The following is a 24205-nucleotide window of genomic DNA, read 5'->3' as shown; positions in this document are numbered from 1 at the left end:
GGTATAAAAATGTCTCGTATCGGTAAAAAACCCGTGCCGGTCCCGGCAGGCGTAACAGCCAGCGTTGAAGGTCAGACCGTCAAGGCTAAGGGCGCGAAGGGCGAATTGTCTTTCGTTGTGCACGATGAAGTACTGGTTAAGCTCGAAGACGGCGCTGTAAGCGTCGATCCTCGTGATCAGTCTAAAGAAGCTCGCTCCAAGTGGGGCATGTCGCGTTCGATGATCGTAAACATCTTCGAAGGCGTCGAAAAGGGCTTTGAAAAGAAGCTTGAGATTAGCGGCGTTGGTTACCGTGCTGCTATGCAGGGCAAGAATGTCCAGCTTTCTCTCGGCTTCTCTCACGAAGTTATCTATGACGTGCCAGCCGGCATCACTGTTGCTGTTCCAAAGCCGACGGAAATCGTCGTCACTGGTATCGACAAGCAGCAGGTCGGTCAGGTCGCCGCTGAGATTCGTGAATATCGCGGCCCCGAGCCTTACAAGGGCAAGGGCGTCAAGTATGCTGGCGAAAAGATCGTCCGCAAAGAAGGCAAGAAGAAGTAAGGGAAGCGCGTCATGGCATCGCCAAAAGAAACTTTGCAGCGTCGCGCTGCTCGTGTTCGCCGTCAGGTCAAGGCCGTCGCAAACGGCCGTCCACGTCTCAGCGTACACCGCTCTTCCAAGAACATCTACGTTCAGGTTATCGACGACGTTCGCGGTATTACCATCGCAGCGGCATCGACACTGGATGGCGACCTGAAGGGCCAGCTCAAGACCGGCGCCGACTCAGCAGCAGCTGCTGCCGTTGGTAAGCTTGTTGCAGAGCGTGCCGTTAAAGCAGGCGTCAGTGAAGTAGTGTTTGATCGTGGTGCATTTATTTACCACGGTCGCGTGAAGGCTCTCGCCGAAGCTGCCCGCGAAGGCGGTCTTAGCTTCTAATATTTTGTGCTTCCGGAAAATAATAAAGGAATAGGATATGGCACAGAGAGAACGTAACCGCGAGGACCGCGGTCGTGAGGAGCGTGACAGCGAATTCGTTGACAAGCTCGTTCACATTAATCGCGTCGCTAAAGTTGTTAAAGGTGGCCGTCGTTTTGGTTTCGCAGCGCTCGTCGTTGTTGGAGATCAGAAGGGTCGCGTAGGCTTCGGTCATGGTAAGGCTCGTGAAGTGCCTGAAGCGATCCGTAAGGCTACTGAAGCTGCCAAGCGCGATATGATTTTCGTACCACTGCGTTCGGGTCGTACACTGCATCACGATGTGCAGGGTCGTCACGGCGCTGGCAAGGTTCTGCTTCGTGCAGCTCCTGCTGGTAAGGGAATCATTGCTGGTGGTCCTATGCGTGCAGTGTTCGAAACGCTTGGCGTTCAGGACGTTGTTGCTAAGTCGCTCGGCTCGTCGAACCCTTACAACATGGTTCGCGCAACCTTTGACGCTCTGAAGCATCAGATGCATCCAAAGGATATCGCTGCACAGCGCGGCATCAAGTACTCGACCCTTCAGGCTCGTCGCCATGATGTGGTCGGTTCCGAAGAGTAGCCGATAGTTTGTGCCAGTCCGGTGCGAGAGCACCGGATACGCCATAGACAAGGGATTTGAGTGATGGCTGAGAAGAAGGGTAAGACGGTTACGGTCGAACAGATCGGAAGCCCTATCCGTCGTCCAGCCGAACAGCGCGCAACGCTGATCGGTCTGGGACTTAACAAAATGCACCGCCGCCGCACACTGGAGGATACTCCTTCAGTTCGTGGTATGATCGCCAAGGTTCAGCATCTCGTCCGCGTTGTGGACGAGGTCTGATAACGCAGGGGACAGAGACATGAAACTCAACGATCTGCGTGACAAGCCAGGTTCAGTAAAAGCGCGCAAGCGCGTTGGCCGTGGTATCGGCTCCGGCACCGGCAAGACCGCTGGCCGCGGCGTCAAGGGACAGAAGTCCCGTTCTGGCGTAGCGATCAATGGCTTTGAAGGCGGCCAGATGCCAATTTACCGTCGTTTGCCAAAGCGCGGTTTCACGAACATCTTCGCAAAGAGCTTCAATGTTGTATCGCTCGGCCGTGTTCAGGCTGCGATCGATGCAGGCAAGCTGGATGCGAAGGCTGTGGTGAACATTGAAACCCTCAAGGCTGCTGGCGTGATTCGCCGTGCGCTTGACGGTGTTCGCGTTCTTGCTGACGGTGAACTGAAGGCTAAGGTAGCTTTTGATGTTGCTGGTGCTTCCAAGGCTGCGATCGAAAAGATCGAAAAGGCTGGCGGTAGCGTAAAGCTTCCTGAAGCAGCTGCTGAATAAAGCATCGACATAAAAATAAAAGCGGCGGCCTTAGTGCCGCCGCTTGCACATTTATGCCAATGCGCATATCTGGGTAGAGTCTTTTGTCCGAAGGCATGCGGATTTTTAATGCGTGCTGTTGGGGTAGGGGGCCGGATACTTTTCACCGGAGTAATTTAATGGCATCGGCTGCTGAACAGCTAGTTTCCAATCTTAATTTTTCTGCTTTCTCGAAAGCTGAAGAACTCAAGAAGCGTATCTGGTTCACACTGGGCGCTTTGCTCGTGTACCGTTTTGGTACCTATATCCCGCTACCCGGCATCAATCCTGATGCGCTTGCGCAGGCTTTCCAGCAGCATAGCCAGGGTGTGCTCGGACTCTTCAACATGTTTGCCGGTGGTGCTGTTGGTCGTATGGCCATTTTTGCGCTTGGCATCATGCCTTACATTTCCGCTTCCATTATCGTGCAGCTTATGACGTCGGTTGTTCCGACGCTTGAAGCGCTGAAAAAGGAAGGCGAATCGGGCCGTAAGATCATCAACCAGTACACACGTTATGGTACTGTGCTTCTGGCGATCGTTCAGGCTTATGCGATTTCCGTTGGTTTGCAGGCTGGTAACGGCATTGTTACGAACCCGGGCCCAATGTTCCTCGTTTCATCGGTCATCACGCTTGTTGGCGGTACGATGTTCCTGATGTGGCTTGGTGAACAGATTACAGCGCGCGGTATTGGTAACGGTATCTCGCTGATCATCTTCGCAGGTATCGTTGCAAACCTTCCGCATGCTATTTCCGGTACACTGGAACTGGGCCGTACAGGCGCTTTGTCGACTGGCCTGATCCTCGGTGTTATCGTTCTTGCTGTGGCGCTGATTGCGATCATCGTGTTTGTTGAACGCGCTCAGCGTCGTCTTCTGATCCAGTATCCGAAGCGTCAGGTCGGCAACCGCATGTTCCAGGGCGATACATCGCACCTGCCACTTAAGCTGAACACTGCGGGTGTTATTCCTCCGATCTTCGCTTCGTCGCTTCTGCTTTTGCCTGCGACTGTTGCTGGTTTTGCAAATACGGCAGAAATGCCTGCTTGGGGCACGACTATCCTCAACGCTCTTGGCCATGGTCAGCCGCTTTATATGCTGTTCTATGCGGGCTTGATGGCATTCTTCTGCTTCTTCTATACGGCCATCGTGTTCAATCCTAAGGACACTGCTGACCAGCTTAAGAAGCACTCCGGCTTTATTCCGGGCATTCGTCCGGGTGAGCGTACAGCCGAATACATAGACTATGTGTTGACCCGCATTACGGTTGTCGGCGCCATCTATATCGTGCTTGTCTGCCTTCTGCCGGAATTCCTGATTTCTGCGACCGGTGTACCTTTCTATCTTGGTGGTACTTCGCTGCTGATCGTGGTCAGCGTTACGCTCGATACGGTTGCGCAAATTCAGGGACATCTTGTCGCCCATCAGTATGAAGGGTTGATCAAGAAGTCCAAACTCAGAGGTGGGAAACGCAGTAAATGAGACTAATACTTCTTGGGCCGCCCGGAGCAGGTAAGGGGACGCAGGCTGGACTTCTTACCAAGAAGCATGGAATACCTCAGCTTTCGACTGGTGACATGCTGCGTGCAGCAGTCGCTCAGCAGAGCGAAATCGGGAAACGCGCTAAGGCCGTCATGGATGCTGGTCAGCTCGTTTCTGATGAGATCGTAAACCAGATCGTTTCGGAGCGCATTGATGCTCCGGATTGCGCAAGTGGTTTCATTCTCGACGGATACCCGCGTACGGTTCCACAAGCGCAAGCGCTTGGTGAAATGCTTCGCGGCAAAGGCCTGAAGCTTGATGCGGTCATTGAGCTGAAAGTCGACGAAAACGCTTTGGTCAGCCGGATTGAAAGCCGCGTGGCTGAGACGATTGCTAAGGGTGGTCAGGTTCGTTCTGATGATAATCCTGAAGCTTTCCGCAAGCGTCTGGTCGAATATCGTGAAAAAACATCGCCGCTTTCGGAATATTATGCTGGAACTGGTGAACTGCGTGTTTTGAACGGTATGGCACCTGTTGAAGAAGTTACTGCTGAAATCGAGAGAATTCTCGTTCCCGCATAAGCGGTCAAGCATAAGGCTCACATGAGCCTTCAAGGATTACGGGCAGAGAAGCATTTTATGTTTTTCTGCCCGTTTATTGCTTCCAAAAGTTGCTTTTAATGTCTGCAAGGTTACTGCGGTGACGTTACGGACAGTTAAGAGTTGACTTTTTCGGGCGATTCCGTCAAAGACTGCGCCACTTCAATTTGTTTTGAATGGTCGGTTCTGGCGGAAATAGTAAGAGGCCGGGACCGGTCAAACAATGCTGTCTGGTTGATCGCATCTGCCAGATGGATTTTTATATAACCAAGGAGAACAGACGTGGCACGTATAGCTGGCGTCAACATCCCAACGAACAAGCGCGTTATCATTGCGCTTCAGTACATTCATGGGATTGGACCAAAATTTGCTCGTCAGATCGTAACGAAAGTTGGGATTGCTGACGACCGTCGTGTAAATCAGCTTTCGGATGCTGAAGTACTTCAGATCCGTGAAGCAATCGATGCTGATTACCGCGTTGAAGGTGATCTGCGTCGTGAAGTTTCCATGAACATCAAGCGTTTGATGGACCTTGGCTGCTACCGCGGTCTGCGTCATCGTCGTTCGCTGCCAGTTCGTGGTCAGCGCACGCATACCAATGCACGTACCCGCAAGGGTCCTGCAAAGGCTATCGCAGGTAAGAAGAAGTAATTTTCGGCAGAACCATTCGTTCTGCCGGGCTTGCCCTTGATTGGGTGGGTTCGGTGCTAGTCCTTTTCAAAGGACTGGTGGAGCCGCTGGAATTACGGCGGTGTCGAGATCGAGTTTTGAAAGGACTATCATGGCTAAGGAAGCCCAGCGTATTCGCCGTCGCGAGCGCAAAAACATCTCGTCGGGCGTTGCCCACGTAAATTCGACGTTCAACAACACCATGATCACCATCACGGATGCACAGGGCAATGCGATTGCCTGGTCTTCTGCAGGTGCTCAGGGTTTCAAGGGTTCGCGTAAGTCGACCCCGTTTGCCGCACAGATCGCTGCTGAAGATTGCGCCAAGAAGGCTCAGGAACATGGCATGCGCTCCCTCGAAGTCGAGGTTTGCGGACCGGGTTCAGGCCGTGAATCTGCGCTGCGCGCCCTTCAGGCTGCTGGCTTTGTGATCACGTCGATCCGCGATGTTACGCCGATCCCGCACAACGGTTGCCGTCCGCGCAAGAAGCGCCGGGTCTAATTTCTTTTATATGCTGCATGAACCCCGAAGGTGACTTCGGGGTTCCTCTGCGGTTCTTCACAGGATCGCTACGATTGGATAGTAGCGACAGTTGATAGAGGAAAAATACATGATCCAGAAAAACTGGCAGGAACTTATTAAGCCGAACAAGGTGGATTTCATCACCAACGGCTCCCGCACGCGTGCAACCGTTGTTGCTGAACCGCTGGAACGCGGTTTCGGTCTGACACTCGGTAATGCTCTGCGTCGCGTGCTTCTGTCGTCGCTTCGCGGCGCAGCAGTTACCGCTGTTCAGATCGACGGCGTTCTGCATGAGTTCTCTTCTATTCCGGGCGTCCGCGAAGACACCACGGATATTGTTCTGAACGTCAAGGAAATCGCCATCCGTATGGAAGGCGAGGGCCCGAAGCGCATGGTTGTCCGTAAGGAAGGCCCGGGCGTTGTTACGGCTGGTGACATTCAGACCGTCGGCGATGTCGAGATCCTTAATCCGGATCACGTCATCTGCACGCTGGATGAAGGCGCTGAAATCCGCATGGAATTCACCGTTAACACCGGTAAGGGCTATGTGCCTGCTGATCGTAATCGTGCGGAAGATGCTCCAATCGGCCTTATTCCGGTTGATAGCCTTTATTCGCCGATCCGCAAGGTATCGTACAAGATTGAGAACACCCGTGAAGGTCAGGTTCTTGATTACGACAAGCTGACGCTCAACATCGAAACCAATGGTTCGGTGAGCGGTGAAGATGCAGTTGCTTATGCAGCGCGTATTCTTCAGGACCAGCTGGCTGTCTTCGTTAACTTCGAAGAGCCGCAGAAGGAAGCTCCGCAGGAACAAGTTGCGGAACTCGCTTTCAATCCGGCTCTGCTCAAGAAGGTCGACGAACTCGAGCTGTCAGTACGTTCGGCAAATTGCCTGAAGAACGACAACATCGTCTATATCGGCGATCTGATCCAGAAGACGGAAGCCGAGATGTTGCGGACTCCGAATTTCGGCCGCAAGTCGCTCAACGAGATCAAGGAAGTTCTGGCGTCGATGGGTCTCCATCTTGGTATGGAAATCCCAGCCTGGCCGCCTGAAAATATCGAAGATCTCGCCAAGCGCTACGAAGACCAATATTAAGACCGGAAAATTCCGGCTGAACTGAATTAAAGGAGAAGGCCATGCGCCACGGTAATGGACAGCGTAAGCTGAACCGCACTGCCTCGCATCGCAAGGCAATGTTCGCCAACATGGCGGCTTCGCTCATCGAGCATGAACAGATTGTGACCACGCTTCCTAAAGCTAAGGAAATCCGTCCAATCGTAGAAAAGCTTGTCACGCTCGGCAAGCGCGGTGATCTGCATGCACGTCGTCAGGCGATTTCCGCCATCCGCGACGTACAGCTGGTTGCTAAGCTGTTCGACACACTTGCTACACGTTACGCAACCCGTAACGGCGGCTACATCCGCATCATGAAGGCAGGCTTCCGCACCGGTGACAATGCACCGATGGCAGTTGTCGAATTCGTTGAACGCGATGTCGATGCAAAGGGCAAAGCTGATCGCGCACGCGTTGAAGCTGAGCTTGCAGCAGAAGCAGACGCAGCGTAATTCACGCTTCGTAATGATTAAAAAGGGTCGCCTTGTGCGGCCCTTTTTGCTTTTCAGCCTTGCTCAAGCCAAGCATTACAAAGCCGTAATGCTGTTTGCCACAATACAGCCCTTTATCCTTGGCCTTGTTGCCTCCATACTATTTTCAACCTGATGAATCGGGTTTCGGAAAGAAAGCTGGAGTGAGCGGATGAATTTGCGGCGTTTGGGAATTACTGGTGTTGTTCTAACTTCTGTCAGTATGATGGTTTTGCCGACGTTGGCTCAGGACAATCCTGCTCCGGTTCAAGGAAAACAGATTCCGCTAAGCCGTGGCGATATGCAGCTATCGTTTGCGCCGCTCGTCAAAGAGACCGCGCCGGCTGTGGTGAATGTTTATGCTGCGCGCCAGGTGCAGCAGCAAGCGTCCCCGTTTGCGGGTGATCCATTTTTCGAGCAGTTCTTTGGGAAGCAATTTGGCGGCACCGGCAAACCACGCACGGAGCAATCGCTCGGGTCTGGTGTGATCGTCGATTCATCGGGAATTGTCGTGACCAACAACCACGTCATTAAGGACGCAGACGAGATCAAGGTCGCTCTGTCTGATGGTCGTCAGCTCGAAAGCAAGGTTTTGCTACGTGACGAGACCACCGATCTTGCGGTTCTTAAGATTGAAGCAAAAGAGAAATTCCCAGTCGTTTCGCTCGGTAACTCTGACGATGTTGAAGTTGGCGATCTTGTACTGGCAATCGGCAACCCATTTGCGGTCGGACAGACTGTCACCAGCGGTATTGTGTCGGCGCAGTCCCGGACGCAGGTCGGTGTTTCCGATTTTGACTTCTTCATTCAGACAGATGCAGCGATCAATCCCGGTAATTCGGGTGGCGGTCTGATTGATATGCGAGGCCGCCTGATAGGCATCAATACCGCTATTTACTCCCGCTCGGGCGGCTCCGTGGGTATCGGCTTTGCTATCCCATCGAATATGGTTCGCGCGGTTGTTGATGCAGCATTGAGCGGAAGCACGAGTTTCGAGCGTCCTTTTATTGGTGCAACCTTCCAAAACATCACACCTGATGTCGCCGAAGGCCTTGGGATGGATAAATCCTTCGGCGTTCTCGTCACGGCCGTTACCAAGGGCGGACCAGCGGAGCAGGCGGGCCTGAAAGTTGGTGATGTTGTTCTTTCGGTTCAGGATGTTCGCGCCGACAATATCGATGTCCTCGGCTATCGCCTTTCGACGGCTGGCATCGGCAATACTGTTACGCTCGACATCGTTCGCAACGGCAAGGACAGCAAGCTGCCGGTGAAACTGGCAAAAGAGCCTGAAGCCAAGCCACAACAGAAGCAGACGATTAAGGGCGATAACCCATTCGAGGGTGCTGTTGTTGAAGAGATTACCCCTGCAATGGCTTCGAAGATGCGACTGCGTGAAGGTTCGCGCGGCGTGATCGTCACCGATGTTGTTGTTAATTCGCAAGCGGCTCAGCTTGGCCTGCGCCAGCGCGATATCATTCGCGGGATTAACGGCAATCCGATCCGTACGATTAATGATTTGACGACGGCGCTTAATGGCGGACGGGGTCTGGCATGGCGTCTTGAGGTTGAGCGTAATGGTGCGTTGATTCGCCAGTTTGTGCGCTGATCTCGTATCTTAGCATTTAAAGTTGCATGTCGTTTCAGGCGGGACTATGCCTGAAACGACATTTGTTTTTATGGCATTGAGCGAAGCGTAATGAGCGATCTATTTTCCACTGCGGCTGATCCCAATGCCGACCGTAACAGGCCGCTTGCTGACCGCCTTCGCCCGCGCCAACTTTCAGAAGTTACAGGGCAGGAACATCTGACGGGACCGGAAGGCATTCTCACACGGATGATTGCCTCTGGTTCGCTTGGCTCGATGATTTTCTGGGGGCCGCCGGGAACTGGCAAAACTACTGTCGCCAGACTACTTGCAGGCCAAACTGAATTAGCCTTTGAGCAAATTTCGGCAATTTTCTCCGGTGTGGCCGATCTTAAAAAGGTATTTGAGGCTGCGCGAGCGCGCCGCATGTCGGGCCGTCAGACATTGCTGTTTGTGGACGAAATTCATCGTTTCAACCGCGCGCAACAGGATAGTTTTCTTCCCGTTATGGAGGATGGCACCGTTATTCTCATTGGTGCGACGACGGAAAATCCGTCCTTTGAGCTCAACGCCGCTTTGCTGTCGCGGGCGAGGGTGCTGACATTCCATTCGCACGACGCGTTGAGCATCGCGACCCTTCTGACACGCGCCGAAGAGCAAGAAGAACGTCCATTGCCGCTCGATGAGGAAGCGCGCGCAAGCCTTATCCGCATGGCGGATGGCGATGGCCGCGCATCATTAACGCTCGCAGAAGAAGTCTGGCGCGCCGCCCGACCGGGCGAGATATTTGATGCGGAAAAGTTGCAGGATGTCGTGCAACGTCGTGCGCCTGTTTATGACAAGGGGCAGGACGGCCACTACAATCTCATTTCCGCGCTGCATAAATCGGTGCGTGGATCTGACCCGGATGCGGCACTCTATTATCTCTGTCGCATGTTTGATGCAGGTGAAGACCCGCTTTATCTCGGGCGACGTCTCGTTCGCATGGCGGTAGAGGACATCGGTCTTGCAGATCCGCAAGCGCTGGCTATCTGCAATGCTGCCAAGGATGCCTATGATTATCTCGGCTCACCGGAAGGTGAACTGGCTTTGGCGCAGGCCTGCGTTTATCTGGCAACGGCTCCAAAATCCAATGCGGTTTATATGGCCTATAAAGCGTCTATGCGTGCCGCCAAAGAGAATGGTTCTCTATTGCCTCCTAAGCATATCCTCAATGCGCCAACCAAGCTTATGAAGAGCGAAGGCTATGGCGATGGCTATGCCTATGATCATGACCAGCCGGACGCTTTTTCGGGGCAGGACTATTTCCCGGAAGCGATGGGTCGTCAGGTTTTCTACGATCCACCGGAACGCGGTTTTGAGCGTGAAATTCGTAAGCGATTAGATTACTGGTCGCGATTACGTGCCGAACGTCAGGGTCGCAGATGAACGCTGATCGCTATATTTAATACTATTCGTGCGGCCTTAAAGTCACATTTCGGCCTTCATCTATCAGCTTAGAGCGAAGAAAACTGCAACCTATGGATTTAGTCCACAGGTGGCGTCATTTATTTATTCTCTAATAAATACAATGGTCCGGCAACCCAAAGCGGTATGCTTAAACAATCTGGTAACCATATACAGATCAGGCACTTAGCTTGAGTTGCACTTAATGTTTAAAATTCATCAAATTTTATAGATCCTACGAGGTTTGTTCATGACGCGCGTTTTGTTGCTCGTCGCGCTCGTTATTCTTGGTGGCTGCGCGACCGCCCCACGGCAGATCAGCAATGTATGCGCTGTTTTTGATCAACGGGATGGCTGGATAAATAACTGGCAGAAGGACGCTACACGTGTCTCTCGTGAGTATGGAGTTCCGGTTCACGTCCTTATGGCGACGATCTACGCTGAATCCGGCTTCCGCCCCTATGCACGTCCGCCGCGCACAAAGCTACTCGGCTTTATTCCATGGAAGCGTGCATCGACTGCCTATGGCTATTCGCAGGCACTTAATGGAACCTGGGATCGTTACAAGCGCGAGACGGGCCGTTGGACGGCATCACGCAGCAATTTTGGCGACGCCATTCATTTCATCGGCTGGTATCATAATGAAAGCAGCCGGAGAAATGGTATCAATCGGAATGATGCTTACAGCCTCTATCTTGCATATTATTCGGGTCATGGCGGCTATTCGCGCGGTGTCTGGCGTAACAATTCCACAGCATTAAATGGTGCAAAGCGCGCTCAAAATATGGCCAGCCGCTATGCTTCGCAACTGCGCTCTTGCGGGCGAATAGGCTAAAATGTCTTGGAGTGTGCTCTAAAATTGGCGATAAAAGGATTTAAAGCCACCATCCAGCCGCAATCGAAGTTATCATTCGCGGCGAATCGAACATTGAGGATGACGTTTTTTATGCTGAAGAAACTCGGAATTGTTTTAATCGGAGCCACATTTCTGGCAGGCTGTACATCGACTGACCCTTATACTGGCCAGGAAAAGATGTCGAACACCGCAGGTGGTGCCGCTATCGGCGCAGCCGTTGGTGCTCTCGGTGGTCTGATGGTCGGTGGTTCGAGCCGCGCACAGCGTAATGCTGTCTTGATCGGTGCTGGTATTGGCGCGCTTGGTGGCGGTGCTATCGGTAATTACATGGACCGTCAGGAATCCGAACTTCGAAATCAGCTTCAGGGCACAGGCGTCTCCGTCACCCGTAATGGCGATCAGATTATCCTGAATATGCCTTCGGCAATTACGTTCGACACTGATCAGGATCAGGTGAAAAGCCAGTTCTATTCGACGCTGAACTCGGTAGCGATTGTCTTGCGCAAATTCAATCAGACACTGGTTGATGTGTATGGCTTCACCGACTCGACCGGTAGTGCAAGCTACAATCAGGGTCTGTCGCAGCGCCGTGCAGCCTCCGTTGCAAGCTATCTTGGTTCGCAGGGCATTGATCCACGCCGCTTTGCTGTTATCGGTTACGGTGCAAGCCAGCCGGTTGCCAGCAACGCAACACCGGAAGGCCGTGCACAGAATCGTCGCGTAGAAATCCAGATTTCCCCGCTGCGCGGCGCACAGCAGTAATTCTCGTTCGGCATTCTTAAGCAATTTGGCGCAGCCCTTCGAAAGAAGGGCTGCGTTTTCATTTGTGAGCAGCGAATCGAGCGGTAAATTTCCATGCTTTTTGCAACTAAAGCGTGGACAGTTTTGAAGATTATAGTTTTCTAATATATAAGAACAATAAAAGAACAAAAAATCTTAATTGTTTAAAAACAATAATTTAACCTTATTGCAAAATGAGAACAAAACAGATACAAATAGATATTGGCGATAAGCCCGATGGGCTTCTAGCGAGGCAAGAGGATGGTGTAAGATGTCTCAGAAATCATTGCGACTCGTTGAGGATAATTCAGTGGATAAGACTAAAGCTCTGGATGCGGCGTTGTCGCAAATTGAACGTGCGTTCGGCAAGGGCTCTATCATGCGGCTCGGTCAGAACGAGGTCGTTGATATTGAGACTGTGCCAACCGGCTCGCTTTCTCTCGATATAGCTCTGGGCGTCGGCGGTCTGCCCAAGGGACGTATCATCGAAATTTATGGACCTGAAAGCTCGGGTAAAACCACGCTTGCGCTGCATACAATTGCAGAAGCACAGAAGAAGGGCGGTATCTGTGCATTTGTGGACGCGGAACATGCACTTGATCCAGTCTATGCGCGTAAGCTGGGCGTTGATCTTGAAAACCTTCTGATCTCGCAGCCCGATACGGGTGAGCAGGCGCTTGAAATCACGGATACGCTCGTGCGTTCTGGCGCGATTGACGTTCTGGTTATCGACTCGGTTGCAGCCCTTACCCCGCGCGCTGAAATTGAAGGCGAGATGGGTGATTCTCTGCCAGGTCTACAGGCTCGTTTGATGAGCCAGGCACTGCGTAAGCTCACTGCTTCGATTTCACGTTCGAATTGCATGGTCATCTTCATCAACCAGATTCGTATGAAGATCGGCGTCATGTTCGGATCGCCTGAAACGACAACTGGCGGTAATGCTCTCAAATTCTACGCTTCGGTTCGTTTGGATATTCGCCGTATTGGCTCGATCAAGGAGCGCGATGAAGTTGTCGGCAACCAGACCCGCGTGAAGGTGGTTAAGAACAAGCTTGCTCCTCCGTTCAAGCAGGTCGAGTTCGACATCATGTATGGTGCCGGTGTTTCTAAGACCGGCGAACTGGTCGATCTTGGTGTGAAGGCTGGTATTGTTGAAAAGTCGGGCGCTTGGTTCTCTTATAATTCGCAGCGTCTGGGGCAGGGCCGTGAAAACGCCAAGCAGTACCTGAAAGACAATCCGGAAGTCGCAAAAGAGATTGAAACCACACTTCGTCAAAATGCAGGGCTCATCGCTGAGAAGTTCATCGAAGATGGTGGCCCGGAAGCTGACGACGGTCCGGATGCAGCTGAAGCATAAGCTTCGTGTTGATATGAAGCAAAGCAAGCCCTGCACGAAAGTGTGGGGCTTTTTGCTTTTCAGGTTCAATACTGTTGCATAGTTGCCGTTTTCTGCGTTTGCGGCAGAAATTGCTTTTATAGCGCACACTGCTTATCTGGACAGAAAAGCAGTGCCCCGTTAAAAGCGGACAACCGAAATTCCACCTCACGGGCTTTCCATTATAGGGCAGTCGAAGCGTGGCGGCAGAATATGCCGTAAGTTGACGCGTTCCTGCGGGTGGAGATTATAAAATTGATGCGTGTTCGATTGCGCATCTCATGCAGGGCAGAAAATGTCCAAGGGTGAATTATGGCTGGCGTCAACGAGATAAGGTCCACATTCCTCGACTATTTCCGTAAGAACGGACATGAAGTCGTTTCATCGAGTCCGCTCGTTCCGCGTAACGATCCGACGCTGATGTTCACCAATGCGGGCATGGTGCAGTTCAAGAATGTTTTTACTGGTCTTGAGCAGCGCCCTTACAGCCGTGCAACCACGTCGCAGAAATGCGTGCGTGCTGGCGGCAAGCATAACGATCTTGACAATGTGGGCTATACCGCGCGTCACCATACCTTCTTTGAGATGCTTGGTAACTTTTCCTTTGGAGACTACTTCAAGGAAGAAGCAATCACGCATGCTTGGAACCTGATTACCAAGGAGTTTGGCCTGAATAAGGACAAGCTGCTGGTCACGGTTTACCATACCGACGATGACGCCGCGAATTTCTGGAAGAAGATTGCCGGTCTTTCTGATGATCGTATCATCCGCATTGCCACGAATGATAATTTCTGGGCGATGGGTGATACTGGTCCTTGTGGTCCGTGCTCGGAAATCTTCTATGATCATGGCGATCATATCTGGGGTGGACCTCCCGGATCGGCTGATGAAGACGGCGACCGTTTCATCGAAATCTGGAACCTCGTTTTCATGCAGTTCGAGCAGCTCTCTCCGGAGCAGCGCATTGATCTGCCGCGTCCGTCAATTGATACCGGCATGGGCCTTGAACGCGTTGCAGCTGTGCTACAGGGCGTGCATGACAATTACGACATCGATCTGTTTAAGGCACTGATCCGTGCTTCGGAAGAAGCAACGGGCGTTAAGGCTGAAGGCGATTTCCGCGCTAGCCATCGCGTGATTGCCGATCACCTGCGTGCATCAAGCTTCCTGATTGCTGATGGCGTTTTGCCATCGAATGAAGGTCGCGGTTATGTGCTGCGCCGCATTATGCGCCGCGCCATGCGTCATGCGCAGTTGCTAGGCGCGAGCCAGCCATTGATGTGGCGTTTGTTGCCAGCTTTGCTGCGTGAAATGGGTCAGGCTTATCCTGAACTTATCCGTGCGGAAGCATTGATTTCCGAAACGCTGAAGCTTGAAGAAACTCGTTTCCGTAAAACCCTGGAACGCGGTCTCGGTCTTCTTTCTGATGCTTCGGAAAATCTCGTTGAAGGTGATCGCCTTGATGGCGAAACCGCGTTCAAGCTTTATGACACCTATGGTTTCCCGCTTGATCTGACGCAGGATGCTCTGCGCCAGCGCGGTGTCACGGTCGATACTGATGGCTTCAACACGGCTATGCAGCGCCAGAAGGCCGAAGCTCGTGCCAACTGGACCGGTTCGGGCGAAGCCGCAACCGAAACTATCTGGTTTGGTATCAAGGATAAAGTCGGCGCGACCGAGTTCCTCGGCTATGAAACCGAAAGTGCAGAAGGCGTTATTTCTGCTCTCGTGCGCGATGGTGCCGAAGTTTCTTCAGCTGCGGAAGGTGAAACCGTATCCGTGGTTGTCAACCAGACGCCATTCTATGGCGAATCCGGTGGTCAGCAGGGCGATACGGGTACGATCTCCGGCGAAGGCTTTGTCATTACTGTTCGCGAAACGCTCAAAAAAGGTGAAGGCCTTTTCGTCCATATCGGCGAAGTTACCAAGGGTTCGGCTAAGGTCGGCGATGCGGTTGAGCTGAAGGTCGATGGTGAGCGTCGTACGCGCATTCGCTCTAACCACTCGGCCACCCATCTTCTGCATGAAGCGCTGCGTGAAACACTCGGCTCGCATGTAGCCCAAAAGGGTTCGCTCGTTGCTCCTGATCGTCTGCGTTTCGACTTCTCGCATCCTAAGCCGATTTCGGCTGAAGAACTGACGGCTGTTGAAAATCTCGCCAATGAGATCATCTTGCAGAACGCGCAGGTTACCACGCGCCTGATGGCTGTGGATGATGCGATTGCTGAAGGTGCGATGGCACTTTTTGGCGAAAAATACGGCGATGAAGTGCGTGTTGTTTCGATGGGCACGGCCAAGCATGGTGAAAAGGCTGGCAAGCCTTATTCGGTTGAGCTTTGCGGCGGTACGCATGTTCGCCAGACTGGCGATATCGGTCTCGTTCGTATTCTCGCGGACAGTGGTGTTGCTGCCGGTGTTCGTCGTATGGAAGCGTTGACTGGTGAGGCAGCTCGCCTTTACCTCGAAGAACAGGACGAGCGCGTTAAGGCAATCGCCGGTGTGTTGAAAACCTCGCCATCGGAAGCTCTAGATCGCGTGAATGCTCTGGTTGACGAGCGCAAGAGGCTCGAACGCGAACTGACCGAAGCACGTCGACAGCTCGCGCTAAGTGGTGGTTCATCGGATGGTGGCAGCGCTGTTGAAACAGTCAACGGTGTCAATTTCCTCGGCAAGGTTGTGACTGGTGTTTCACCGCGCGATCTCAAACCGCTTGCTGACGAAGGCAAAAAGCAGGTTGGCTCCGGCGTTGTTCTCTTCGTTGGTGTTAGCGAAGATGGCAAGGCGAGTGCAGTTGCTGCTGTGACCGAAGATCTGGTTGGTCGGTTTAGTGCGGTTGATCTGGTACGTGCGGCATCGGGCGCTCTTGGTGGCGCTGGCGGCGGCGGTCGTCCTGATATGGCACAGGCAGGCGGTCCAGATGGCACTAAGGCGAATGACGCCATAGCGGCTGTAAAAGCGCTGATCGTCTGATAAGTTGCATATAGAAATGAAAAAGGCCGGGATTTTCCCGGCCTTTTTCATGCAGCATGCATCTTGCGACTATCGTCAGGTGCTTCTTCGCGTTGATCTAGCCCATAATCGCGTGCCACATTCGCAACACGCAGGCGGTAGTTTTCAAAAACGCCGCCACGCCCCTTCGTCTGCGCTATCCGATGAGTTGGCAGATTACGCCACTGCTTTACCGCCTCTTCATCGCGCCAAAAGGAGAGAGACAGCAGCTTTTCTGGCTCAACCAGACTTTGAAAACGCTCAATGGATATAAAACCATCGATTTGAACCAGATCGGCACGAAGGCTTGCGGCTATATCGAGATATTGGTCGCGCCGCTCATCATCCGCAGGCCAAACTTCAAATATGACAGCGATCATGGTTTGATAAACTCCGCATGTGGAGCTGATTGCAGCTTAAGAAATATGCGCTCTTCTGAGCGGATAAACTGTTCGCGCTTCGCAAACTCATAATTTGCCCGACCGATTGGGTCAGCGGCCAGACGTGCACGAAACTGTTCATAGGCGGCGAGATTTTCGACAGAGTAGACGCCATAGGCGGTCGTGGTTGAGCCTTCATGCGGACCGAAATAGCCAATGAGGTTTGCGCCGCAACGTGGGCTTGCTTGTCCCCAGTTGCATGCATATTCGGCGAAAGCATCGGCTTTGAATGGATCGATTTGATAGCGGATGAAGCAGGTAATCATTCATATCTCCTGATTGTTGAAGTTTCTGGAGATGGTTTTAGCTTATTGAATGTTATCCATGCTTCGGTTAGCATCGAAGTATGAAAGATGGACCAATCATAGCATCTGTTGCAGCCTTATTGGGCGATCCGGCGCGCGCCAACATGTTAACCGCGCTTATGGATGGGCGCGCTTTGACGGTAAGCGAACTCGCTGCCGCGGCAGGCGTGACGATCCAGACCGCCAGCGGACATCTCTCAAAACTTGATGCAGCCAATTTGCTGGTGGCTGAGAAGCAGGGCAGACATCGGTATTTCAGGCTGTCAGGGGCTGATGTAGCGCAGGTTCTGGAAGGGCTGATGGGGCTTGCGCAACGTACAGGTGCTGTTCGTGTTCGCACTGGTCCGAAAGACAATGCTCTGCGTAAGGCGCGCATTTGTTATGATCATCTCGCGGGCGAGCGCGGCGTGGAAATGCTGGACGCCTCTCACAGGCTTGGTTTGATTGACGAGACCAGTGAGCCAGCATTGACCCATGAGGGAAAAACATTCTTCTCGTGCCTTGGCATTGATGTCGATGCGCTGCAGAAAGGCAAGAGACCGCTCTGCCGTCATTGTCTTGACTGGAGCGAGAGACGCAATCACTTAGGCGGTGCGCTTGGTGCTGCCCTATTGAAAAGCTTTATCGACAAAGGTTGGGCGCGACGGGAAGAAGGTCGTGTTATTGCCTTCTCACCCAATGGCGCTCAAGCTTTTACAAAAGCTTTTCAGCTCTGATATTAGTCCTTCTCTACATATCAAGAAGTGGGAACTTCACTTCCTTAAAGCGCCTTACGATATTGAATGAAGCCGGACGCTTGCGCGATGTTGTCGTATAGACGCCGTGCAGTGGCGTTGCTTTCATGCGTGAGCCAGTAGAGACGTCCTGCACCTTCTGCGCGAGCGAGATCGGCGACCGCTTCGATCAGAGCGGCGCCTGTACCTTTTCCGCGCTGGCTGTTTTCAACATAGAGGTCCTGCAAATAGCAGGTCCATTTCGGCAGCCAGCACGAGCGGTGAAAGATCGCATGCACGATGCCAACAAGGCTTCCATCGTCATCGAATGCACCAAGAGCGTGCATGGGTTCCGCGCTATCGTGGAATCGTTGCCATGTTATGTCGGTGGTATCGGATGGAATATCGACTTCATAAAAGACCTGATAGGCTTTCCATAACGGCTCCCATGCAGCGCGGTCTTGTGGCGTCAAAGCCCGAATTGTCGACATATCAATCCTCCCTGTTTCTGTAACAACAGACTATCGAGGACTAATTGTGCTTGCGAGGGATAAATAGTGGCGCGCAAATAAAAAACGACGGGAAATTCCCGCCGTTTTCTTTGTTTATTCAGGTTGGCTTACACAGCCATTGCCTTCTGAAGATTTTCGTCGATCTTGTCGAGGAAACCAGTTGTCGAGAGCCATGGCTGATCTGGACCGATAAGCAGCGCCAGATCCTTGGTCATGTAGCCGCTTTCAACTGTGTCCACGCAGACCTTTTCCAGCGTGTCAGCAAATCGCTTCAGTTCTTCGTTGTTGTCGAGCTTTGCACGATGTGCAAGGCCACGGGTCCATGCGAAGATCGAAGCGATTGAGTTGGTCGAGGTTTCCTCGCCCTTCTGATGCTGGCGATAGTGACGGGTCACGGTGCCGTGTGCAGCTTCTGCTTCAACAGTCTTGCCATCTGGCGTCATCAGAACTGAGGTCATCAGGCCGAGCGAGCCGAAGCCCTGTGCCACGATGTCCGACTGCACGTCGCCGTCGTAGTTCTTACAAGCCCAAACATAACCGCCCGACCACTTGAGAGCCGATGCAACCATGTCGTCGATCAGGCGATGTTCGTACCAGATCTTTGCTTCTTTGAACTTGTCTGCGAATTCAGCCTGATAGACTTCTTCGAAGATGTCTTTGAAGCGACCGTCATAAGCCTTAAGAATTGTGTTCTTGGTCGAGAGATAAACCGGATACTTGCGCTGCAAACCGTAGTTCAGCGACGCGCGCGCAAATTCACGGATTGATTCGTCGAGGTTATACATGGCCATGGCCACGCCAGCAGCAGGAGCCTGATAGACTTCATGCTCGATGGTTTCGCCGTCTTCACCTACGAACTTAATCGACAGTGTACCTTTGCCCGGGAATTTGAAATCAGTCGCGCGGTACTGATCACCGAAAGCATGACGGCCAACGATGATTGGCTGTGTCCAGCCTGGAACCAGGCGAGGAACGTTCTTGCAGATGATTGGTTCGCGGAAAATAACGCCGCCGAGGATGTTGCGGATTGTGCCGTTTGGCGACTTCCACATCTTCTTGAGCTTGAATTCTTCAACGCGTGCTTCGTCTGGCGTGATGGTTGCGCATTTTACGCCAACGCCGTGTTCCTTGATGGCGTTTGCAGCATCAATGGTAACCTGATCGTTGGTTTCATCGCGGTACTCGACCGACAGATCGTAATATTTCAGATCGATGTCGAGGTAAGGATGGATCAGCTTGTCCTTGATGAACTGCCAGATGATGCGGGTCATCTCATCGCCGTCAAGTTCAACGACCGGGTTTGCAACCTTGATTTTTGCCATTGATAATGCCTCTCATTGAATGCGTCGCGCCCGTATAGCATCGGTAAGCGCTGAGGCAAAGTGTCAGAGGCTTATTCTTTGGCCTATAGGCGATTTTTCATGCCGCGTGGTGTGCAGATTTTTGCCAGCTGGAATGCGGATCGCGATAGGTTTCCTTTTCGCGCCGCAATATTTCTTCCGTATCAAGTGTGGATATTGCGGTTGTTCTGTCGGTCGGAATAAGTCCATTGACCTGAAGTGCGAGATAGCGCCCGCAACACACACGCAGAAATGATGCGAAATTGTCGAGGTCGTGGCCTTCTGCGCGCGATTCCTCATAGAGTTTGCCCAGCAGACGGCTGACACTCATGTCATCACGCCCGGCAATATCTTCCAGTGCTGACCAGAAAAAGTTCTCCAGCCGTACACTGGTCACGACGCCATCAATGCGCAGTGAACGCGTGACGCTTTGCCAAAGCTGCGGTTCTGCCCCGATGAACAATCTGCACATGACTTCCTCCCAAAAATCTCTTCCGGCAGTGTCGCGCAGATTTTAGCTGCCTGCAACTTACTTCAACGGTTGAACCGTATAAGTGATGCTTCCAGCTGTCGCTTCATCAATGTTGAAGGTGAGGTCGCGGATTGTGACCTGCCGTTGATCAGCGGGGAATTCTATCGTCTGACCACTTGCTGGAAATTCCAGGCTATCAATTGAGTAGCCTCTGACTTCAAATTGCATCTGGTCTGCTTGAACGCCGACAAAAACAACATCATAGATTCTTCCGCTTTCATTAGACTGGTAGTCGTCTTTGGAAGGGAGCCCGGTTCCTTTGCTGTAGTCGCGCGGAGGAACGATTGGGTTGCCGGACAGCACGAACTGAGCTTTGCCGAAAGTATCGGGCGAGGGTGCCGGATATTGCTCTGAAATGGCCGCCACTTCTGCGCCAGCGGCTTCCTGCGCTTGGGCCATATCTGATGCGTTAGCAAAAATTGCGCTGATGCATGCAGCAAAAGAGAGAGCGAGGAATTTGGTGGTTTTCATCAAGGCTTCCATCATACTTCAAGAAAACCTCTCCGACAGTTTTGCCGGAAAGGTTCTGATTTGGCATTTTTAGCGAAATGCCTTGCATGATGAAAGGCGTGGTTTCAGCGTTTGCTCAGCTATGCGTGATTTTTGTTCCGAGAACTGCGAGGAACTGCGAAAGCCATGCAGGATGCGCAGGCCATGCGGGAGCTGTCACGAGGTTTCCGTCTGTTACGGCCTGATCGACTGGGATATCGGCATAGGTTCCGCCTGCAAGTTCAACCTCGGGACGGCAGGCCGGATAAGCGGAGCAGGTGCGGCCTTCGAGTACACGAGCGGCGGCGAGTAGTTGCGCCCCATGGCATACGGCTGCAACAGGCTTATTTGCTTCAAAGAAATGCTCAACAATGGCGATGACTTTGTCATCGAGGCGCAGATATTCCGGTCCGCGTCCGCCGGGAATGACCAGCGCGTCGTAGCTCTCGGCTTTCACATCTGCAAATGTCGCATTGAGAGTGAAATTATGACCGGGCTTTTCAGTGTAGGTCTGGTGGCCTTCGAAGTCGTGAATAGCAGTCGCAATCGCGTCGCCAGCCTTTTTGCCGGGGCATACGGCATGGACTTTATGTCCAACGGCCAGAAGCGTTTGAAACGGAACCATGGTTTCGTAATCTTCGCAGAAATCACCACAGATCATGAGAATCTTTTTGCCGGACATGATTTTCCTCCCTGTCAGATATGATGTAGGTAGCAGTAGTCTGGCATGGAAGGCCGGGAGACTGGTGTTATTCCGCTACTACACGCGATTTTTGACGATGTTTGTAAGGGGAATCTTTGCGATTTTCTTTCAAACATGTCAGGGAAACGCCACGATCCTAAAGCATAAGCGGAAATTATCATGGCAGGAACAGACAAACAGCGCCCGTTGATCACCGAAGGCCCGGCGATCATTCTGGTTAATCCCCAATTGCCGGAGAATATCGGCATGGTGGCGCGCGCCATGGCAAATTTTGGTCTTGCCGAATTGCGTCTCGTGCAGCCGCGTGAAGAGTTTCCAAGCGAGAAAGCACGTGCGGCAGCCAGTAAAGCCGATCACATCATCGATAATGCAGTGGTTTACGATGATCTCCCATCGGCGCTCGCAGATCTGAATTTCGTCTATGCCACTACAGCACGCGAGCGCGATGGTTTTAAACAGGTGCGCAGCCCTGTGGAAGCGAATGGCGAATTGCGTCGTCGTTTCACGGCAGGCGAAAAGACCGGCATCATGTTCGGGCGCGAGCGTTTTGGTCTTAGCAATGAGGAAGTTGGCCTTGCGGATGAACTGGTGACGTTCCCGGTTAATCCAGCCTTTGCATCGCTCAATATCGCCCAAGCCGTTTTGCTCATGTCTTATGAGTGGATGAAATCGGGTCTTGCAACCGAGACTGATACGGTTTTCCGTGGACCGGAAATGGAAGCAGCACCCAAGCTCGAATTGCAGAGTCTTTTCAATCATCTGGAAGAAGCGCTTGATATTCGGGGTTATTTCCGCCCCGAAGCCAAGAAAGAAATCATGGTCAATAATCTGCGTTCGGTGTTGACGCGCGCAGGTTTTGCATCGGCAGAACTGAAGCTTCTGCGCGGCGTGATCACCTCGCTTGATGTGTTTACACCAAAAAAGCCGCGTGGTTCTGGCGCACCGGAAAGTCGTGCACGTAAGCCCGCAACAGAGGACAAGGCTGAATGAAACCAGCACCCGCAGCAGAGCATTTCAGCAAGTCTTTTACCGTGATGGAAAGACCGATTTTGGTCTTTGACAGCGGTATCGGCGGTCTGACGGTTTTGCGCGAGTTGCGGGTGATGATGCCGGATCGGCGATTTGTTTATATCGCTGATGATGCCGGGTTTCCCTACGGGGATTGGGAAGAAGAAGCGTTACGCGCGCGCATTGTCGAACTGTTCGGTAAGTTTATCGCCGAGCATAATCCTGAAATTGCGGTGATCGCGTGCAACACGGCCTCAACGCTGGTGTTGGATGATTTGCGCCGCGCTTATCCATTAGTGCCGTTTGTCGGAACAGTTCCGGCAATAAAGCCTGCTGCCGAGCGCACGTCGTCGGGGCTTGTTTCTGTTCTGGCAACACCGGGGACTGTCAAGCGTGCTTACACGCGTGATCTGATCCAGTCATTTGGCTCACAATGTCATGTGCGGCTTGTTGGAGCTGACCGGCTTGCAGGTGTTGCAGAAGCACATATTCGCGGCGAGAAGATTGATGAGGCGCTGGTCGTTGACCAGATCACGCCGTGTTTTGTCGAAATGGACGGTAAGCGCACGGATATTATCGTGCTTGCCTGCACGCATTATCCGTTTCTCGTCAATGTTTTTCGCCGGCTGGCACCATGGCCGGTTGATTGGCTCGACCCTGCCGAAGCGATTGCAAGACGCACGGTTTCACTTTTGTCGCCACGCGAGATTGATGAGGCGCTGCATCATCACGATGATCTGGCAGTGTTCACATCGAATAAGCCGGATTATGCCATTCGTCGTTTGATGCAGGGCTTTGGATTGCAGTTTTCAGAATAAAATCATAAAGCTATTATCTAATAAAATATTATAAATTATTGTTTTTAAAAATAAATCACCCGAAAATGAAACGCATTTTCGGGTGATTGTGAAAGTTGATTAGCTTGCTGCTTCCTGTCGGGAATCGCGTTTTGCTTGCGCTACGCTGGCGGCTTTTTTCAAACGACCGCGCTCCATGGGGCGAATGAGGCTATCGGCTTTTTCATTGGGAATATTGCGCATTCCATGACGCGCGTGCCGCGTGTTGAAAGTCGTTTCGCTCTTTTCGCTGGCTTTCTTCGTTGCCAAAGCCTTTTTCGCATTAGCGATAAGATCGTTGCTTGACGACATGCTGCGGCGGCGATCAACTTCTGCATTGATGCGGCGCATAGCCATGGCTAGAACAGAAACTTTCAGATGCGAGCCTTCGTCAGCTTTTGATGCAGATGCGCCTCGTGCAGTTCCTTTTCCTCGCATTTCGCGGCGGCGCTGATGGGCCTGATCGCGGGCTTTGCTGCGGCGGTCGCGCAAAAGCTTTGCAAGCTGCGAGAGCTCAGAGTCGGGAACTTCCTGAAGAATTGGGTGGTGGGATTTTTCTACCAGTTCGCGTTCTTCTGCATTCAACGCGCGGGCTTCTTCCTTTCGTGTGATGGCCATGAGATGTCCTTTCTGGTTGTAATAAATGCAGGTGCATTTTTGATATAGGCATCAGAAGTTGCAGGGAAAGGTGAGCGCCGCAGTTTTTGAGGGAACAATCCACGCGATGCTCCGTTTTCATTACAGATAAATGCGGAGGTGAAATCATGGATATCGTTGAAACTCGTGTGAGTTCCCTTGGTGGATTTGCAACCTATCTGGTCGAGTTTGTAACCGAGGGCGAAGAGCGCATTTCGGTTAAAGTCGAGAATGAGACCGGAGCAGAGCTTCCTCGCGATGCAGTGATACGCAAAGCCGCGCTAAAGCTGGGTGAGGCGCTCGGCGTGGCATGTCTTGAATGCGGCATTGAGCCAGCAAACCAGATCACGCTTCCAAGTGCGCGCCGGGCTGGGGATCGTTCAGAACTTGAGCGTCAGCTGGATGAGGGCTTGGAAGATAGTTTTCCGGCAAGCGATCCTGTCTCTGTGACAAGTTCGGCCATTGCCGGTTTTGCGGGACCCAAGAACTGACTGGTCTCCAAATGATGAAGCCG

Annotated in this window: 29 protein-coding genes; 21 read left to right on the top strand and 8 right to left on the bottom strand. The window is 52.4% G+C overall.

Features of this window, described 5'->3' with window-relative positions; translation table 11 throughout:
• The first annotated feature begins 9 nt into the window (after positions 1-9).
• The 17 genes from rplF (at position 10) to alaS (ending at position 16159) form a co-directional block, all read left to right on the top strand.
• The gene (rplF, locus tag ACOZHT_RS12440) at positions 10-543 is read left to right on the top strand and encodes a 50S ribosomal protein L6 (RefSeq protein ID WP_339508892.1); all 534 of its coding nucleotides are present in this window, start codon (positions 10-12) and stop codon (positions 541-543) included.
• Positions 544-555: 12 nt separating this feature from the next.
• Complete coding sequence (gene rplR / locus ACOZHT_RS12435) at positions 556-918, top strand: 50S ribosomal protein L18 (protein WP_339508891.1); 363 nt, start codon at positions 556-558, stop codon at positions 916-918.
• A 37-nt stretch (positions 919-955) separates the two neighbouring features.
• A complete protein-coding gene (rpsE, locus tag ACOZHT_RS12430; RefSeq protein WP_024897023.1) occupies positions 956-1516 on the top strand; it encodes a 30S ribosomal protein S5 in 561 nt (186 codons plus the stop codon).
• A gap of 63 nt (positions 1517-1579) precedes the next feature.
• Positions 1580-1777, top strand: a complete 198-nt coding sequence (gene rpmD / locus ACOZHT_RS12425; RefSeq protein WP_094504974.1) for a 50S ribosomal protein L30 — start codon at positions 1580-1582, stop codon at positions 1775-1777.
• Between the two features lie 19 nt (positions 1778-1796).
• Positions 1797-2267 carry a 50S ribosomal protein L15 gene (gene rplO / locus ACOZHT_RS12420; RefSeq protein WP_339508890.1) on the top strand — a complete coding sequence of 157 codons (471 nt, stop codon included), beginning with the start codon at positions 1797-1799 and terminating at the stop codon, positions 2265-2267.
• Between the two features lie 158 nt (positions 2268-2425).
• Positions 2426-3766: a preprotein translocase subunit SecY gene (gene secY / locus ACOZHT_RS12415; RefSeq protein ID WP_339508889.1), complete on the top strand. Its 1341-nt coding sequence runs from the start codon at positions 2426-2428 to the stop codon at positions 3764-3766.
• Positions 3763-4347, top strand: coding sequence for an adenylate kinase (locus ACOZHT_RS12410; protein ID WP_339508888.1), 585 nt, complete (start codon positions 3763-3765; stop codon positions 4345-4347). The genes secY and ACOZHT_RS12410 overlap by 4 nt, the downstream gene beginning before the upstream one ends.
• A 300-nt stretch (positions 4348-4647) precedes the next feature.
• Positions 4648-5016, top strand: coding sequence for a 30S ribosomal protein S13 (rpsM, locus tag ACOZHT_RS12405; RefSeq protein WP_024897027.1), 369 nt, complete (start codon positions 4648-4650; stop codon positions 5014-5016).
• A 130-nt stretch (positions 5017-5146) separates the two neighbouring features.
• Entirely contained in the window at positions 5147-5536 is a 390-nt protein-coding gene (rpsK, locus tag ACOZHT_RS12400) for a 30S ribosomal protein S11 (RefSeq protein WP_024897028.1), read from the top strand.
• 109 nt (positions 5537-5645) lie between these two features.
• Positions 5646-6659 (top strand): DNA-directed RNA polymerase subunit alpha, encoded by a 1014-nt coding sequence (locus ACOZHT_RS12395; protein WP_187544615.1) that lies wholly within the window; start codon positions 5646-5648, stop codon positions 6657-6659.
• A 41-nt stretch (positions 6660-6700) separates the two neighbouring features.
• Positions 6701-7129: a 50S ribosomal protein L17 gene (rplQ, locus tag ACOZHT_RS12390; RefSeq protein ID WP_339508887.1), complete on the top strand. Its 429-nt coding sequence runs from the start codon at positions 6701-6703 to the stop codon at positions 7127-7129.
• A 190-nt stretch (positions 7130-7319) separates the two neighbouring features.
• Positions 7320-8753 carry a DegQ family serine endoprotease gene (locus tag ACOZHT_RS12385; RefSeq protein ID WP_339508886.1) on the top strand — a complete coding sequence of 478 codons (1434 nt, stop codon included), beginning with the start codon at positions 7320-7322 and terminating at the stop codon, positions 8751-8753.
• 90 nt (positions 8754-8843) lie between these two features.
• Entirely contained in the window at positions 8844-10160 is a 1317-nt protein-coding gene (locus ACOZHT_RS12380; protein ID WP_339508885.1) for a replication-associated recombination protein A, read from the top strand.
• 268 nt (positions 10161-10428) lie between these two features.
• Entirely contained in the window at positions 10429-11013 is a 585-nt protein-coding gene (locus tag ACOZHT_RS12375; protein ID WP_339508884.1) for a hypothetical protein, read from the top strand.
• A gap of 111 nt (positions 11014-11124) precedes the next feature.
• Complete coding sequence (locus ACOZHT_RS12370) at positions 11125-11796, top strand: OmpA family protein (RefSeq protein WP_339508883.1); 672 nt, start codon at positions 11125-11127, stop codon at positions 11794-11796.
• 289 nt (positions 11797-12085) lie between these two features.
• Positions 12086-13171 carry a recombinase RecA gene (gene recA, locus ACOZHT_RS12365; RefSeq protein WP_339508882.1) on the top strand — a complete coding sequence of 362 codons (1086 nt, stop codon included), beginning with the start codon at positions 12086-12088 and terminating at the stop codon, positions 13169-13171.
• 330 nt (positions 13172-13501) lie between these two features.
• Positions 13502-16159: an alanine--tRNA ligase gene (alaS, locus tag ACOZHT_RS12360; RefSeq protein WP_339508881.1), complete on the top strand. Its 2658-nt coding sequence runs from the start codon at positions 13502-13504 to the stop codon at positions 16157-16159.
• A gap of 47 nt (positions 16160-16206) precedes the next feature.
• On the opposite strand, the gene ACOZHT_RS12355 is transcribed toward alaS, so the two are convergent.
• The gene (locus ACOZHT_RS12355; RefSeq protein ID WP_339508880.1) at positions 16207-16557 is read right to left on the bottom strand and encodes an antibiotic biosynthesis monooxygenase; all 351 of its coding nucleotides are present in this window, start codon (positions 16555-16557) and stop codon (positions 16207-16209) included.
• The gene (locus ACOZHT_RS12350) at positions 16554-16883 is read right to left on the bottom strand and encodes an NIPSNAP family protein (RefSeq protein ID WP_339508879.1); all 330 of its coding nucleotides are present in this window, start codon (positions 16881-16883) and stop codon (positions 16554-16556) included. The genes ACOZHT_RS12355 and ACOZHT_RS12350 overlap by 4 nt, the downstream gene beginning before the upstream one ends.
• An 80-nt stretch (positions 16884-16963) precedes the next feature.
• Between ACOZHT_RS12350 and ACOZHT_RS12345 the strand changes: the two genes are divergently transcribed.
• Positions 16964-17638, top strand: a complete 675-nt coding sequence (locus ACOZHT_RS12345; RefSeq protein WP_339508878.1) for a helix-turn-helix transcriptional regulator — start codon at positions 16964-16966, stop codon at positions 17636-17638.
• 44 nt (positions 17639-17682) lie between these two features.
• Here the strand turns inward: ACOZHT_RS12345 and ACOZHT_RS12340 are convergent, their stop codons facing one another.
• The 5 genes from ACOZHT_RS12340 to ACOZHT_RS12320 form a co-directional block, all read right to left on the bottom strand.
• Positions 17683-18126 carry a GNAT family N-acetyltransferase gene (locus tag ACOZHT_RS12340; RefSeq protein WP_339508877.1) on the bottom strand — a complete coding sequence of 148 codons (444 nt, stop codon included), beginning with the start codon at positions 18124-18126 and terminating at the stop codon, positions 17683-17685.
• A 128-nt stretch (positions 18127-18254) separates the two neighbouring features.
• Positions 18255-19469, bottom strand: a complete 1215-nt coding sequence (locus ACOZHT_RS12335) for an NADP-dependent isocitrate dehydrogenase (protein WP_339508876.1) — start codon at positions 19467-19469, stop codon at positions 18255-18257.
• 97 nt (positions 19470-19566) lie between these two features.
• On the bottom strand, positions 19567-19959 hold the full coding sequence (locus ACOZHT_RS12330; RefSeq protein ID WP_339508875.1) for a ribbon-helix-helix domain-containing protein: 393 nt from the start codon (positions 19957-19959) through the stop codon (positions 19567-19569).
• Between the two features lie 57 nt (positions 19960-20016).
• Entirely contained in the window at positions 20017-20490 is a 474-nt protein-coding gene (locus ACOZHT_RS12325; protein ID WP_339508874.1) for a hypothetical protein, read from the bottom strand.
• 115 nt (positions 20491-20605) lie between these two features.
• A complete protein-coding gene (locus tag ACOZHT_RS12320; RefSeq protein WP_339508873.1) occupies positions 20606-21190 on the bottom strand; it encodes a DJ-1/PfpI family protein in 585 nt (194 codons plus the stop codon).
• Between the two features lie 180 nt (positions 21191-21370).
• Between ACOZHT_RS12320 and ACOZHT_RS12315 the strand changes: the two genes are divergently transcribed.
• Both ACOZHT_RS12315 and murI read left to right on the top strand, forming a co-directional pair.
• Positions 21371-22201 carry an RNA methyltransferase gene (locus ACOZHT_RS12315; RefSeq protein ID WP_339508872.1) on the top strand — a complete coding sequence of 277 codons (831 nt, stop codon included), beginning with the start codon at positions 21371-21373 and terminating at the stop codon, positions 22199-22201.
• Positions 22198-23037, top strand: coding sequence for a glutamate racemase (gene murI, locus ACOZHT_RS12310; protein ID WP_421565799.1), 840 nt, complete (start codon positions 22198-22200; stop codon positions 23035-23037). The genes ACOZHT_RS12315 and murI overlap by 4 nt, the downstream gene beginning before the upstream one ends.
• A gap of 99 nt (positions 23038-23136) precedes the next feature.
• On the opposite strand, the gene ACOZHT_RS12305 is transcribed toward murI, so the two are convergent.
• Entirely contained in the window at positions 23137-23673 is a 537-nt protein-coding gene (locus ACOZHT_RS12305; RefSeq protein ID WP_339508870.1) for a hypothetical protein, read from the bottom strand.
• A gap of 146 nt (positions 23674-23819) precedes the next feature.
• Between ACOZHT_RS12305 and ACOZHT_RS12300 the strand changes: the two genes are divergently transcribed.
• Complete coding sequence (locus ACOZHT_RS12300; protein ID WP_421565798.1) at positions 23820-24182, top strand: hypothetical protein; 363 nt, start codon at positions 23820-23822, stop codon at positions 24180-24182.
• Positions 24183-24205: the final 23 nt, after the last annotated feature.

The sequence above is a fragment of the Ochrobactrum sp. EDr1-4 genome, assembly GCF_049199085.1.
In the GTDB taxonomy this organism is placed as follows: domain Bacteria; phylum Pseudomonadota; class Alphaproteobacteria; order Rhizobiales; family Rhizobiaceae; genus Brucella.
Note: the sequence above shows the minus strand (reverse complement) of the source record. Positions and strands in the feature narration are given on the sequence as shown.

Coding starts and splice junctions, on each gene's coding strand:
- ACOZHT_RS12315 (WP_339508872.1), top strand. CDS start 21,371: ATGGCAGGAACAGACAAACAGCGCCCGTTGATCACCGAAGGCCCGGCG.
- ACOZHT_RS12375 (WP_339508884.1), top strand. CDS start 10,429: ATGACGCGCGTTTTGTTGCTCGTCGCGCTCGTTATTCTTGGTGGCTGC.
- secY (WP_339508889.1), top strand. CDS start 2,426: ATGGCATCGGCTGCTGAACAGCTAGTTTCCAATCTTAATTTTTCTGCT.
- rplR (WP_339508891.1), top strand. CDS start 556: ATGGCATCGCCAAAAGAAACTTTGCAGCGTCGCGCTGCTCGTGTTCGC.
- ACOZHT_RS12345 (WP_339508878.1), top strand. CDS start 16,964: ATGAAAGATGGACCAATCATAGCATCTGTTGCAGCCTTATTGGGCGAT.
- ACOZHT_RS12320 (WP_339508873.1), bottom strand. CDS start 21,190: ATGTCCGGCAAAAAGATTCTCATGATCTGTGGTGATTTCTGCGAAGAT.
- ACOZHT_RS12395 (WP_187544615.1), top strand. CDS start 5,646: ATGATCCAGAAAAACTGGCAGGAACTTATTAAGCCGAACAAGGTGGAT.
- rpmD (WP_094504974.1), top strand. CDS start 1,580: ATGGCTGAGAAGAAGGGTAAGACGGTTACGGTCGAACAGATCGGAAGC.
- rplO (WP_339508890.1), top strand. CDS start 1,797: ATGAAACTCAACGATCTGCGTGACAAGCCAGGTTCAGTAAAAGCGCGC.
- ACOZHT_RS12340 (WP_339508877.1), bottom strand. CDS start 18,126: ATGTCGACAATTCGGGCTTTGACGCCACAAGACCGCGCTGCATGGGAG.
- ACOZHT_RS12305 (WP_339508870.1), bottom strand. CDS start 23,673: ATGGCCATCACACGAAAGGAAGAAGCCCGCGCGTTGAATGCAGAAGAA.
- ACOZHT_RS12325 (WP_339508874.1), bottom strand. CDS start 20,490: ATGAAAACCACCAAATTCCTCGCTCTCTCTTTTGCTGCATGCATCAGC.
- ACOZHT_RS12330 (WP_339508875.1), bottom strand. CDS start 19,959: ATGTGCAGATTGTTCATCGGGGCAGAACCGCAGCTTTGGCAAAGCGTC.
- ACOZHT_RS12370 (WP_339508883.1), top strand. CDS start 11,125: ATGCTGAAGAAACTCGGAATTGTTTTAATCGGAGCCACATTTCTGGCA.
- rplF (WP_339508892.1), top strand. CDS start 10: ATGTCTCGTATCGGTAAAAAACCCGTGCCGGTCCCGGCAGGCGTAACA.
- rplQ (WP_339508887.1), top strand. CDS start 6,701: ATGCGCCACGGTAATGGACAGCGTAAGCTGAACCGCACTGCCTCGCAT.
- ACOZHT_RS12380 (WP_339508885.1), top strand. CDS start 8,844: ATGAGCGATCTATTTTCCACTGCGGCTGATCCCAATGCCGACCGTAAC.
- ACOZHT_RS12385 (WP_339508886.1), top strand. CDS start 7,320: ATGAATTTGCGGCGTTTGGGAATTACTGGTGTTGTTCTAACTTCTGTC.
- murI (WP_421565799.1), top strand. CDS start 22,198: ATGAAACCAGCACCCGCAGCAGAGCATTTCAGCAAGTCTTTTACCGTG.
- alaS (WP_339508881.1), top strand. CDS start 13,502: ATGGCTGGCGTCAACGAGATAAGGTCCACATTCCTCGACTATTTCCGT.
- ACOZHT_RS12300 (WP_421565798.1), top strand. CDS start 23,820: ATGGATATCGTTGAAACTCGTGTGAGTTCCCTTGGTGGATTTGCAACC.
- rpsK (WP_024897028.1), top strand. CDS start 5,147: ATGGCTAAGGAAGCCCAGCGTATTCGCCGTCGCGAGCGCAAAAACATC.
- ACOZHT_RS12350 (WP_339508879.1), bottom strand. CDS start 16,883: ATGATTACCTGCTTCATCCGCTATCAAATCGATCCATTCAAAGCCGAT.
- ACOZHT_RS12335 (WP_339508876.1), bottom strand. CDS start 19,469: ATGGCAAAAATCAAGGTTGCAAACCCGGTCGTTGAACTTGACGGCGAT.
- rpsE (WP_024897023.1), top strand. CDS start 956: ATGGCACAGAGAGAACGTAACCGCGAGGACCGCGGTCGTGAGGAGCGT.
- ACOZHT_RS12410 (WP_339508888.1), top strand. CDS start 3,763: ATGAGACTAATACTTCTTGGGCCGCCCGGAGCAGGTAAGGGGACGCAG.
- ACOZHT_RS12355 (WP_339508880.1), bottom strand. CDS start 16,557: ATGATCGCTGTCATATTTGAAGTTTGGCCTGCGGATGATGAGCGGCGC.
- recA (WP_339508882.1), top strand. CDS start 12,086: ATGTCTCAGAAATCATTGCGACTCGTTGAGGATAATTCAGTGGATAAG.